Annotated in this window: 11 protein-coding genes; 4 read left to right on the forward strand and 7 right to left on the reverse strand. The window is 65.7% G+C overall.

Translation table 11 applies throughout. The features are described 5' to 3' along the window. Positions 1-7 precede the first annotated feature (7 nt). From ACU0DV_RS04010 to ACU0DV_RS04040, 7 genes are all read right to left on the reverse strand, one after another. The gene (locus tag ACU0DV_RS04010; RefSeq protein ID WP_446242433.1) at positions 8-1,060 is read right to left on the reverse strand and encodes a Gfo/Idh/MocA family protein; all 1,053 of its coding nucleotides are present in this window, start codon (positions 1,058-1,060) and stop codon (positions 8-10) included. Next, positions 1,057-2,058 carry a Gfo/Idh/MocA family protein gene (locus ACU0DV_RS04015; RefSeq protein WP_446242434.1) on the reverse strand — a complete coding sequence of 334 codons (1,002 nt, stop codon included), beginning with the start codon at positions 2,056-2,058 and terminating at the stop codon, positions 1,057-1,059. Before ACU0DV_RS04015 ends, ACU0DV_RS04010 begins: the two co-directional genes overlap by 4 nt. A 1-nt stretch (position 2,059) precedes the next feature. Then, entirely contained in the window at positions 2,060-3,076 is a 1,017-nt protein-coding gene (locus ACU0DV_RS04020) for a Gfo/Idh/MocA family protein (protein WP_446242435.1), read from the reverse strand. Continuing rightward, positions 3,073-4,146, reverse strand: coding sequence for an ABC transporter ATP-binding protein (locus ACU0DV_RS04025; protein ID WP_446242436.1), 1,074 nt, complete (start codon positions 4,144-4,146; stop codon positions 3,073-3,075). The genes ACU0DV_RS04020 and ACU0DV_RS04025 overlap by 4 nt, the downstream gene beginning before the upstream one ends. Before the next feature lie 10 nt (positions 4,147-4,156). Continuing rightward, entirely contained in the window at positions 4,157-5,236 is a 1,080-nt protein-coding gene (locus tag ACU0DV_RS04030; protein ID WP_446242437.1) for a carbohydrate ABC transporter permease, read from the reverse strand. A gap of 106 nt (positions 5,237-5,342) precedes the next feature. Beyond that, positions 5,343-6,767, reverse strand: a complete 1,425-nt coding sequence (locus ACU0DV_RS04035) for a carbohydrate ABC transporter permease (RefSeq protein ID WP_446242438.1) — start codon at positions 6,765-6,767, stop codon at positions 5,343-5,345. A 67-nt stretch (positions 6,768-6,834) separates the two neighbouring features. Further along, on the reverse strand, positions 6,835-8,121 hold the full coding sequence (locus ACU0DV_RS04040) for an ABC transporter substrate-binding protein (protein WP_446242439.1): 1,287 nt from the start codon (positions 8,119-8,121) through the stop codon (positions 6,835-6,837). Between the two features lie 216 nt (positions 8,122-8,337). Between ACU0DV_RS04040 and ACU0DV_RS04045 the strand changes: the two genes are divergently transcribed. The 4 genes from ACU0DV_RS04045 (at position 8,338) to ACU0DV_RS04060 (ending at position 12,486) form a co-directional block, all read left to right on the forward strand. Next, positions 8,338-9,288, forward strand: coding sequence for a sugar phosphate isomerase/epimerase family protein (locus ACU0DV_RS04045; RefSeq protein ID WP_446242440.1), 951 nt, complete (start codon positions 8,338-8,340; stop codon positions 9,286-9,288). A gap of 380 nt (positions 9,289-9,668) precedes the next feature. Continuing rightward, complete coding sequence (locus ACU0DV_RS04050) at positions 9,669-10,409, forward strand: ATP-binding cassette domain-containing protein (protein ID WP_283982362.1); 741 nt, start codon at positions 9,669-9,671, stop codon at positions 10,407-10,409. Continuing rightward, on the forward strand, positions 10,406-11,455 hold the full coding sequence (locus ACU0DV_RS04055; protein ID WP_283982361.1) for an ABC transporter permease: 1,050 nt from the start codon (positions 10,406-10,408) through the stop codon (positions 11,453-11,455). Before ACU0DV_RS04050 ends, ACU0DV_RS04055 begins: the two co-directional genes overlap by 4 nt. 38 nt (positions 11,456-11,493) lie before the next feature. Continuing rightward, positions 11,494-12,486, forward strand: coding sequence for a sugar-binding protein (locus ACU0DV_RS04060; RefSeq protein ID WP_283982360.1), 993 nt, complete (start codon positions 11,494-11,496; stop codon positions 12,484-12,486). The last annotated feature ends 14 nt before the right edge of the window (positions 12,487-12,500 follow it).

A 12,500-nucleotide genomic window follows, 5' to 3' on the forward strand; every position in this document is an offset into this window, starting at 1 on the left:
CCATGTCTCAGGCGGGCAACCAGCCATCGTAAAGCGGGAAATCAGGCCCCAGCGGCAGGTTGACCGGCAGGCCTGTGCGGGACGACTGGTAGATCGCGCTGACGAACTCCAGCGACCGGCGTCCGTCGGCCAGAGTCACCTCGCGCCCGCCCTTCCCGGCCAGGGCCTCTCCGACCGCGCGGAAAAACCCGGTGAAGCCGACATCCTGCGGGCCGACCCCGGACAGCACCTCTGCGATCTGCTCGGCCGTGACCGGTACGCGCGGGGTGAACTGCCATGCGGACTGGGCGGGCTTGTAGGGCGACAGGCCGGTCTCGACCGTCACGCCCTCGAAGACCAGCCGCATCCGCGTGGTGTCCGTCGCCGCGCCCAGAGTGACCGAGGAGGTCAGGACCGCGCCACTCTCCATCCGCAGCGACAGGGCGGCGCAGTCCTCCACCTCGATCTCGTTCACCCGGGTCGCCAGTTCGGCGTAGACGCGCGCGACGGGGCCGAGGAACGCCGGAAGGAAATCGTGGATGTGGATCGCGTGGCCGAGGATCGCGCCGCCCCGCTCGCCGGCCCATGTCCCGCGCCAGTCCACGGCGTAATAGGCGGCGTCGCGGTTCCAGTGTGTCTCGATCGTGCCGGCGTAGAGCTTGCCCGCCAGCCCGGCGTCGACGATGGCGCGCAGTTGCGCGGTGCCCAGGCCGAAGCGGTACTGGAACACCGGAAAGACCCTGCCCCCGGTCTCTGCCGCCTTAGCGATCAGCTGGTCCGCCTCGGCCAGCGAGGCGACGAGGGGCTTTTCGCAGACCACGTCCTTGCCCGCCTCCAGCGCCCTGAGGCAGGCAAACAGATGAAGGTGCGGCGGCAGGCAGACGTCGATCAGGTCCACATCCGACGCCAGCACCGCGTCGAAATCCGCCGTCGACGGGATGCCATGGGGAGAGGCGACCGCCTCGGCCCGGGCGAGGTTCAGGTCGCAGACCGTCGCCACCTCGAACAGTTCGGGGAGTTCGGCATAGGCGGCGAGGTGTTCGGCCCCGATGCCCGCGCCTATGATGGCGACCCGCGTCACAGTCCGTCCGCCTTCATCTGCGCCCGGATCGCGATCTCCATCGTGCGGAAGGTGTGGGCCTGCGTGGCAGCCGTTTCCGTCCGGTCCTGCACGTCCGCGATGAGGCGCCCGAAGTAGGGCAGTTCCACATCGCGGCAGTCGATGTGCACGTTCTCCTCCGCGTTCACGAGGTAGAGGTTATCGGTGCGGTGCGGCTGTCCGATGTCGGTGTATTTCCGGCATTCTATGGTGCCCTCAGTGCCCAGCAGGAAGAGCCGCCCGTCGCCCCAGGTGGGCAGGCCGTCCGGGGTGAACCAATCGAGACGCAGGTAGCCGTGCCCCTTGTCGCCGACGAGGGTCATCTCGCCGAAGTCCTGGAAGCCGGGATACTCGGGGCGGGTCGTGTTCTCTGCCAGCGCATGGGCGATGGTCACGTCGGTGGAGCCGGTGAAATGCAGGAACTGGTCCACCTGGTGGGAGCCGATGTCGCAGAGGATGCCGCCGTACCGCTCCTTCTGGAAGTACCACTCGGGGCGCGTCTTCAGGTTCTGCTTGTGGGGGGCCAGCGTAACCACCTGCACGACGCGCCCGATGGCGCCCGCGGCCACCAGTTCCGATGCCTTGGCCGCCGCCCGCACCTGGAACCGCTCGGAGAAGTTCACCGACCAGATACGGCCCGTCCGGGCCACGCAGTCGCGGATCGCGTCGAGCTGGTCCAGCGTGGTGCAGCCCGGCTTGTCGACCATGACATCCTTGCCCGCTTCCATTGCCTCGATCGCCAGTGCGGCGCGGTCGGCGGGCACGGCGGAGATCAGGATCATGTCCAGATCGGCGTCGAGGATCTCGCGCCGGTCGCTGACGCGGGCCACCTCCGGGAAGACCTCGTTGAACTTGTCCTCGGTGACGGCGGGGCCGTCGGTCCAGTATTGCGCGCAGGTACACCCCAACGCCTTCATGCCGCCGAGCATTCCGAAGATATGCCCGTGGTCGATGCCCAGTACGCCCAGCTTCAGGCTCATGTCAGATATCCTTCAGGGAAACGGTCGTGCCGGTGCGCCCGGCCTTTTCGAGTGCCGCGATCAGGCGGTGCACCTCCAGCGCGTCGCGCCCCGGGACAAGCGGCGCACGCTTGTCGGTCAGGCTTTGCGCGAAGTCCTCGATCACGAAGCGGTGCCAGTCGGAGGTGAAGGCCATGGGATCCGCCCCCGCGCCCGAGGTCGCGGCCTGCCCCAGCACCTCGGACGTACCGTCGCGGCGATCGATCTTCAATTGCCCGGCTTCGAGATGCGCGGAGCCTTCGGCGAAATGCAGGGTGACGGTCTCTCCCCTCCCCGGGAAGCTGGCGGTCGTCGCGAACAGTTGCCCGACCGCGCAGTTGGCAAAGCGCAGCCCGGCGCAGACGAAGTCCTCGGATTCCATGTCGTGGAACCCGGTCGTGGCGGACATGGCAGACACCTCGGTCACCGGGCCGGTCAGCGACAGCATCAGGTCCATGGTGTGGATCGCCTGAGAGATCATCACCCCCCCACCGTCACGCGCATAGGTGCCCCGGCCCGGCTCGTCGTAATAGGCCTGCGGACGCCACCACGGCACGTTGACCTCGGCCATGCGCAGGGGCCCCAGGTCGCCGATCACCGCGCGCAGGTCGGCGACGACAGGACGGGCGCGGTGCTGGAGCATGATCCCCAGCGGCACGCCCGCCGCCTCGCACCGTTCGACCAGAGCGGTGGCGGCTTCCAGCGTACGCTCCACCGGCTTCTCCATCAGGATCGGCTTGCCCGCCGCAGCCAGCGTCTCGACGATCTCGGAGCGCGCGTTGGGGGGCGTCGTCAGGATCACGAAGTCAACGTCGGAGGCGGCGATCTCGTCCACGTTCGACGCCGCGCGGGCGTTCAGTTGCGGCCAGTCGGAAAGGAATGCCTCGCGCGCGTCAGGGCTGCGCGCGTAGACCAGCGACAGGTCCACCGTCTCGCATTTGGCAATCGCGTCGCCGTAGGTCTGCGAGACCATGCCAAGGCCGATCAGTGCGCATTTCACCGTGTCATCTCCAGTGTCTTTTCGTCTTCTCCGAACAGATGGAACGCTTCGGTGGGGAATGTCACGCCGATCTGTTGCCCGCGCTTCAGGGGGATCTGGTGGGCGTGCTGCACGGTCAGGCGTTCGCCGTTCGCGAAGGCGCCGTAGATGTAGGTCACGGCGCCGAGCTGTTCGTAGTTCTCGACCGTAATGACCTCGTCCCCGTGCCCGTCGAGCGAGACGCCGATCCGTTCCGGGCGGATGCCCAGCGTGACCTTGCCCGCGTGAGCGCAGGGCACGTCGCGGACCATCCCGCAGTCGAGCTTCAGCACACCGCCTTCCAGGACCCCGTTCAGGAAGTTCATCTGCGGCGCGCCGATGAAACCGGCGACGAAGCGGTTCGCCGGGGTGTTGTAGAGGTCGAGCGGCCGGCCCACCTGTTCGATCCGGCCGCCGCGCAGGACGACGATGCGGTCGGCCATGGTCATCGCCTCGATCTGGTCGTGTGTGACGTAGATCATCGTGTTGCCCAGCTTGGCGTGCAGGTCGCTGATTTCCACCCGCATCTGCAGCCGCAGCTCAGCGTCGAGGTTCGAGAGCGGCTCGTCGAACAGGAAGATCACAGGCTCGCGCACGATGGCGCGTCCGATGGCCACGCGCTGCCGCTGGCCGCCGGACAGCTGCCCGGGACGGCGCGACAGCAGCTGATCGATCTGCAGCATCTTCGCGGCGGCATCCACGCGCTGCGTGATCTCCTCGCGCGGCATGCGCATGTTCTCCAGCCCGAAGGACAGGTTCTGGCGGACCGACATGTGCGGGTAGAGCGCATAGCTTTGGAACACCATGCTGAGGCCGCGTTCGGATGCGGGGATGCCGTTCACCCGCTTGCCGTTCAGCACGATGTCGCCCGAGGTCGGATCGTCCAGCCCCGCGATCAGCCGCAGCAGTGTCGACTTCCCGCAGCCGGAGGGACCGACGAAGACCACGAACTCCCCGTCCTCGATGGCGAGGTCGATGCCGTGGATCACGTCGACGGGGCCAAAGCTCTTGCGGATCTGGTTCAGCTCCAGCGCGTGGGTCGTGTCGGTCATGTCGAACCTGTCATTTCAGCCCGGTCGTGGCGATGCCGGTGGTGATGAACCGCTGCAGCCAGACGAAGACCAGCGTGATCGGGATCAGCGTCACCACGGTCATGGCAAGGATGTAATGGAAGTCGGAGTTGAACTCTCCGGCGAACTGGGTGAGGCCCAGTTGCAGCGTGTGTTTCGTCGGGTCGGAGATCAGAACGATCAGCGGCCAGAGGAAGTCGTTCCAGCGCCAGATCACGCTGAGGATGGCCAGCACGCTGAGCGCGGGCAGAGAAAGCGGCAGCACGATCCGCCAGAAGATCCGCCATTCCGACGCCGCATCCATGCGCGCGGCCTCCAGCAGTTCGTCGGGAATGGTCAGCATGTACTGCCTGAGCAGGAACACCCCCGTAGGCGTGGCGGCGGCGGGAATGATCACGCCCCAGAGCGAGCCGAAGATCCCGAACGACCAGACCACGAAGAACAGCGACACGAGGATGATCGAGGCCGGGATCAGGAGCGTGGCGACGATCAGGATGGTAAAGGTCAGCCGCCCGGGAAAGCGGTACTTCGACAGGGCGAATGCGGCCATGGCGTTGATCAGCAGCGTGATCAGCGTCGCCGCCACCGTGACGAAGACGGAGTTGGCGAGATAGGTAAAGAAGTTGAACGTCTCCTGCCCGTTCCGCTTCAGGATCGGGTCGAGGTAGTTCTCCACCGCAACGCGCATTTCCTCCTTCTCACGCAGCTGTTCGCGCGGCACCTCGAAGACGTCTTCTGGGGCGTCGAGCCGCGCCACCTCCGTGATCTTGCGCGTCGGCCCCGCCTTGAAGACCAGCGCCTCCGTGCCGTCCTCCGCCGTCCAGATCCAGACGGGTTTCTCGCCCACGCCGTCGATATCCTGCATCACCTGGCTCATCGGCAGGATGCGGGTATCGAAGCTGTCGACGGCGGTTTCGGGCTTGATGGAGGAGAACAGCGTCCAGAGCACCGGCACCAGGATGACCAGCACGCCCAGCACGAGGTAACCGTAGGCCAGCACGTCCTGGATGCCGATGCGTTCGGCGGTCTCGCGGTTGCCGGAGGTGCGGGAAAGGAAGGTGGCGACGCTCATGCGGGTCTCCGCCCGTGGTGCGGGTGGTGGGGGCGGATGCCTCCGGCGGAGGTATTTCGGCCAAGGCGAAGGGCGGGCGCCTGTCTGTGGATGGATGGCGTGTGTGTCAAAGGTCCGATTGCCTCCGTGTCAACCAGAGCTGGAAGAAGGTGAAGACGGCGATGACGACCGCCATGAGGATCGATCCGGCGGCCGCCTGTCCGTAGTCGGGGTGGTTCGAGGAGAAGGCGACCTCGTAGATGTTCTGCACGACCATGAAGGTTTCGCGCCCCGGGCCGCCGCCGGTCAGCAGGTAAACCTCGTCGAAGATCTGGAAGGAGCGGATGAGCGAGAGCACAAGTACGACGGTCAGGGTCGGCATGACCAGCGGAAGGGTGATGCGGCGGAATGCACGGAAGGGTTTCGTCGCGTCCATCTTGGCGGCCTCGTAGAGGTCGGCTGGGATGGCCTGAAGGCCGGCCAGCAGGATCAGCATGTACAAGCCCATGTGCGACCAGCAGAAGACGAAGACCAGCCAGAAGAAGGGCCAGCCGGTGTTGGGCGTCACCAGCCAGTTCACCGGGCGGTAGCGCCCGTAGTCGAAGACCGCGTCGAACTGGATCGACAGCAGCATGAGGACGGCGGCGATGCCGAAGCCGATCACCGCCGCGCGGGCGATGGCCCGTTCGCTGGCCACCAGCCACAAAAGCAGCGCCGCCAGCGCCAGCCCCAGCCAGCCGCTGCCGGGCAGGCCCACCATGGACAGCGGCTGTGCCCATGCGGTCAGGAGTGCGAAGACCCCGCAAAAGACACCCGCCCAGGCGGTGGAGAGACCGCCCTCGCCGCGCAGGGTGCGCTCGGAGACCACCATCAGCACGATGCCGAAGACCACGGTCGCCGCGATGTCGAAGCCCGACAGCCCGGCGAGTGTCGAGAGCGTGTCCTGCGTGCCGCCGATCGCGGCGTTCAGTGCCCCCTTGCGATGCAGGACCCAGTTCCAGATGTTGGCGATGACCACCGGCGACAGCATCACCGGGTAGAAGAACATTGCCCGCCAGAACCCCCTGCCCCGGATGTTGCGGTTGACCACCAGCGCGGTCAGCAGCGCCACCACGACCATCACGGGCACCTGGATGACCACGAACCAGAGCGTGTTGAACATGCCGGTCCAGAAGTTGTAGCCGGCGTTGCTGCAGGTCTTGGGGATGAAGATGTTCGCGCAGTCGAAGATGTCCCGGTACTTCTCCAGCCCCACGAAGGGCCGGTCGAAGAGCGCGATGGACGATCCGCCGGTCATCGAGACATAGACGTTGAGGATCATCGGCAGGAAGGTGAAGAAGCCGAAGATCAGCATGTTCGGCAGGAGCAGCGCGTAAGGCACGCCGATCCGTCCGAACAGGCTTTGCGACAGCTCCACCGGGAACCCCAGCAGATCGGCGAAGAAGCGGGGCACCTGCCGGAGGGTGTAGCTTCGGTGGCTCAGAAGCCACGCCGCGCCCCCCACGACCCAGGCAAGCCCGAGGATGGTCATCGCCAGTCCGGCCGGTGTCATGGTCTCTCCCGTTCCAAGGGGGGTGCGGCGTGACGGGGCGGACCGTGGCCCGCCCCATGCGCATCCGTCAGCGGGCGTTGGTTTCCAGTTCCTCGGAAATCTTCTCCATCGCCTCGTCCAGCGTCAGTTCGCCGTTCATCGCGGCCGACAGGTACTGCACGGTCGCGTTGTACATGACGAAGCCGAACTGCGAGCCTTGAAGGTCGTAGGCCTGCGGGGTCTCTTCGGCGGCGGCAGCCGCCATATCGGTGAAGGTCTTGAGCGCCTCGGCCACGGCCTCGGTCGCGCCGGCGGCCTGGTAGTCCAGGCCCTCCTTCTGAAGCCCGGCGTGCGCCGGGATCGCGAAGGTGCGGGCGTACCACTCGCGCGCCTGTTCCTCTTCGCCCATCCAGCCGACGAAGGCGGCCGCGGCGGCTTCCTTTTCGGCGTCGCCGGACTTGAAAGCCACGAGACCCGCGCCGCCCGGCATCACGCCGCAGCCCTCGGGACCGCAGGGAACGGGAACCACCTTCCAGTCGAAGGCGTCGCCAACGTTGTCCTGCACGTTCGAGGTGTTCCACGACCCGGACATGTAGAACGGCACTTCCTGGTTGAAGAACAGCTCGTTGCCGTTGGTGTACTTGGCGCCCGATGCGGCGGGCCAGATGTCGGCGGGCATCAGGCCGCTTTCATGCCAGTCGAGCATCATCTGCGCGAAGGTCCTGAAGCCTTCGTCGACGATCAGGTTGCCTTCGCTGTCGAAGTACTTGGCGCCGTAGGACATGGCCGGACCGGCGGAGCGGTGGCCGGAGCGGTCCATCACCATCCCGGCATAGGATCCAGTCTCGTCCATGACCGCCTGCGTGGCTTCTGCCCACTCTTCCCAGGTCGCGCCCGGTTCCGGCAGGTCCACGCCCGCTTCCTCGAACATGGTGAGGTTCACGTAGGGACCGGTCACCGTCATCTCGGTGTGGAAGCCGTAGATCCCGCCCTCGGTGCCCGCACGGTACCACGGCAGGACCGCGCCATAGGCGGCTTCCCAAGCCTCGGCATCGACGTGCGGGGTCAGGTCGACGTAATAGGGGTGCATGCCGCCAAGGTTGGTGACGAACGACAGGTCCGGCCCGGTGCCCGCCTCGAGCTGGATCGGAAGCTGCTCGCGGATCACGTTGTAGCCCACGGCGTTGAGCGTGATCTGAACGTCCGGGTTCTGCTTCTGGTAGCGTTCCGCGAACTCCTGGATGATGGCTGCCTTGCCGTCCACGTCCGAGATCATCAGGTCGAGTTCCACGGCCTGGGCCGCTCCGGCGGTCAGGGCAAGGGCCGAAACGGATCCGGCCACGACGGCGCGCAGCGCTCCGCGTCTTGTCAGCATTACGAATTCCTCCCATGTCGTCCCCGCTTTGCCGCAGGGATCTGCCGGGATACTGCGGTCGGTCGCGGCCCGGGTCAACCTGCTACCGACCAGATTGATGCACGATTGCTACTGCCCCTAGATGCGCTGGCCCGCGGAGGATTTTTCGCAAGGGGAAAGCTCTCCTTTACCTTGGCCGCGTTAAGCCTCGGAGTTGGATACCGAAGGACCAGCCCCATGAAACTCGGAACGCTTTCCGACAGCCTGCATCAACTGCCGTTCGAAGAGATGCTGGACACCGCCGCCACGCTTGGCCTGGCAGGGGTGGAGGTGAACGTCGGCGGCTGGTCGGCAACGCCGCATGCCGACGTGCCGACGCTTCTGTCGGATGTGAGGGCGCGCGATGCCTACCTCAGGGCTTTCGCCGCCCGCGGACTGGAGATCTCGGCGCTGAACGTGACCGGCAATGCGCTCAACCCAACCACGCGCGACCATGCCGACGCGCTGGCCGATGCCATCCGGCTGGCAGGCGCGCTCGGGGTGGGGATGGTTGTGACCACGTCCGGCCTGCCCGCCGCCAATGCCGCCGACACCGCGCCGAACTGGATCACCTCCTCCAACTCGGCCGAAAACACCGCGGCGCTGCGCTACCAGTGGGAGGACGTGCTCTATCCTTTCTGGACGGGCATGGCGGCGCTGGCGCGGGAAAACGGCGTGTCCAGGATCGCGATCACGATGCATGCGGGGCAATGTGTGCACAACGTCTATACGTTGCAGAACCTCCGGGAGGTTATCGGCCCGCAGATCGGCGCGAACCTCGACCCGTCGCAATTGATGTTGATGGGGGCCGACCCGATCAGCTCCATCGACGCGCTGGGGGATGCGCTATACCGGGTCCATGTCACCGACATCATGATCAACCCGCCGGTGCTGGCCACGACCTCGTATATCGACACCGGCTGCCTGACGGACATCAATGCCCGCGCGTGGAGTTACGCCACCCCCGGCTACGGTCATGACGAGGACTGGTGGGCACGATTCGCGTACCGGTTGTGCCTGAACGACTACGATGGCTGGTTGTCCCTCGTTCACCAGGACCAGGTGCTCTCGCCCAAGGCCGCACTCGAGAAATCGACCAGCGTCATGCGCCGGGCGCTGCCCGGACCGCTGTGCGCGACACGGTCCTGACGGGCGGCGCGCCTCGGGGCAGACCGTGAATGCCCGTCAGTGCGGGCGGTGTCTCGCGGCGCCTGTCTGCCCAGATGCCCCCGGTAACAGGTGCTCTGGCCAGCGCTAACATTTCCCGAAGAATTTTCTTGTCAGGTCAGGTCCGCCGTGCCAACGATGGTATACCAAAGCCGCAGCGGCACGAAGACCCGCGCAAAATCAGCGGCACTTGGAAGGGAGGAAGACGGACGAAACGACAGCGCCGCTGTCGCCTTTCCGCACGTCGAACGGATCGTTCTCTCCCTGTTCTGAAACGGCGGCGCGCCATACGCCGCTGACGACAAACAAAGCCCGCACCCGGCACGTCAGAGGCCGGGGCGGACAGGGAGGACCAGACCGACATGAGCCTTATCGAATTGAAAGGCATCACCAAAAGCTTCGGCGCCATCCATGCGCTGAACGGGATCGACCTGACGATTCAGCCCGGCGAGGCCGTGGGTCTAATGGGCGACAACGGCGCCGGCAAGTCGACCCTGATGAAGATCATCGCCGGCAACTTCTCTCCAACGGCGGGCAAGATCCTGATCGAGGGCAAGCCCGTGCACATGACAAGGCCGATCGAGGCCCGGGAAAACGGGATCGAGATCGTCTACCAGGACCTCGCGCTCTGCGACAACCTCACGGCGGCGGCGAACGTGTTCCTCGGGCGGGAAATCTCGACCGGGGTCTGGCCCTTCCGCAAGCTCGACTACCAGGCCATGTATGCCAAGGCGGGCGAACTCTTTGGCGAGCTGAAGTCCGAGACCCGCCCGCGCGACCTGGTCAAGCAGATGTCGGGCGGCCAGCGGCAGGCGGTGGCCATCGCCCGCACCCGGCTGTCGGACCCGAAGCTGGTGCTGATGGACGAACCCACTGCCGCGATCTCTGTCCGGCAGGTGAAGGAGGTCCTCGCCCTCATCAAGCGCCTGAAGGACACCGGCCACGCCGTCATCCTCGTCAGCCACCGCATGCCGGACGTCTTCGACGTCTGCGACCGGGTCGCCGTCCTGCGGCGCGGCACCAAGGTGGCCGACAAGCGCATCAACGACACGACCCCCGAAGAGGTCACCGGACTCATCATCGGAGCGATCGAAGCAGCATGACCGACACCACCCCCACCGAAGATCACGCCAAGACGGCGCAGCAGCCGATCGACCACGCGGCCATCGACGACAGCATCACGTCGCGGCAGGAGGTCACGGGCTTCGGAGCCATGATCCGGACCCAGCCCTTCTGGGTCTTCATCGCGATCCTGTTCATCGCACTGGTCATGAGCTTTGTCTCCGACGCCTTCATGACCGAACGCAACATGTTCAACATCACCCGCAACATGGCCTATTTCGGCATCATGGCGCTGGGGATGTCGGCTGTGATCTGTACGGCCGGGATCGACCTTTCCGTCGGCTCCCTTCTGGGGCTGTGCGGCATCAACCTCGCCCTCGTCCTGCAGGCCGGATGGGGGGTCGAAGCCGGCTTCGTCGTCTGCATGGTGACCGCCGCCATCGTCGGTTTCATCAACGGCGTGCTGATCGCCTACGTCCGGCTCGCGCCCTTCGTGGTGACGCTGGGCATGCTGGCCATGGCGCGATCCGTCGCGATGGTCGTTTCGAACAACAAGATGATCTACGAATTCGGCCCCGACCAGGAGATCTTCGAGTGGATCGGCGGCGGCGACGTTCTGGGCATTCCGAACGTCGTCTGGGTGCTCATCATCATGACGCTTCTGTTCCTGTGGGTCTGGCGCTTCACCCAATGGGGCCGCTGGGTCATTGCCATCGGCGGCAACGCCCACGCGGCGAAGCTGGCCGGTATCCCGGTCGAGCGTGTGATCGTGTCGGTCTACATGGTGTGCTCCATGTGCACCGGGATCGCGGCCTTCATGTTCATCGGCTACACCGGCTCGGCCACCAACGCGATGGGCGTCACCTACGAGCTGAACGTCATCGCGGCCACCGTCATCGGCGGCGCCAACCTGATGGGCGGCGTGGTCTATGCGCTTGGCGCGCCCATCGGGGCCGCGCTGGTCGAACTGATCCGGAACTCGCTTCTGCTCGCCGGGATACCCGCGCTTTGGCAGCAATTCTTTGTCGGTCTGTTCCTCATCCTCGCGGTGCTCCTGGAACAGATCCGCAATCGCGGGGGCAAATAACCCCCGGACTTTCATGCTAATTCAGGGAGGATATACGCATGAAGAAACTACTGACGGCCACGGCCCTGCTGGGCGCCCTCGCGGCACCGGCCTTTGCCGAAAGCCACGGCGGCTACACCTTCGCCCTCGTGCCCAAGGCGATGAACAACCCGTTCTTCGACCTCGCCCGCGACGGCTGCTACAAGGCGCAGGAAGAAATCGAAGGCGTGACCTGCGAATACATCGGCCCCGGTGAGCACACCGAGCTGGAGCAAATCCAGATCGTGCAGGACCTCATCACCAAGGGTGTGGACGGCATCGCGGTGTCGCCCTCGAACGCGCCCGCCATGGCGAAGACCCTGCAGGAGGCCGAAGCCGCAGGCATCCCTGTCATCACGTGGGACGCGGACCTTCTGGAAGAAGACAAGGGGCTGCGCGCGGCCTTCGTCGGCACCAACAACTACGACATCGGCGTCGAACTTGCGAAGCTGGTTCAGGCCCGTCACCCTGACGGCGGCACGATCTGCCTGCAGACCGGCGGTGCCGCTGCGGCCAACCACAACGAGCGCCTGAAGGGTGCGCGTGACACGCTGGCCGGCGAGGACATGGGCGAAGCGCCGGGCAGCATGCTGGACGGCCAGGGCGGCTGGACCGAGATCTCGGGCTGCCCGCTGATCACCAACGACGACGGCAACGTCGCCGTGCAGGGCATGACGGACATCCTTGCGGCGAACCCCGACCTGACCGCGTTCCTGTCGACCGGTGCCTTCACCCAGTGGTTCGACAACGCCTATCGCGGCGCGGCCGAGCCCTACAAGGACAAGATGGCCTCCGGCGACCTGACCATCGTCGTGGCAGACACCCTGCCGATGCAGGTTGCGCAGACCAAGGACGGTCTGGGCAACGGTCTGGTCGGTCAGCGTCCGTTCGAGATGGGCTACCTCGCCATGCAGATGCTCAAGGACCTGAAGGAAGGCGGCTCGCTCGAGGATCCGACCTACACCGGTCTCGACGTCTGCACGAACGAGAACATCGACACCTGCGTCGAATAAGACGATACAGGCAA

It is taken from the genome of Sagittula sp. (genome assembly GCF_052825245.1).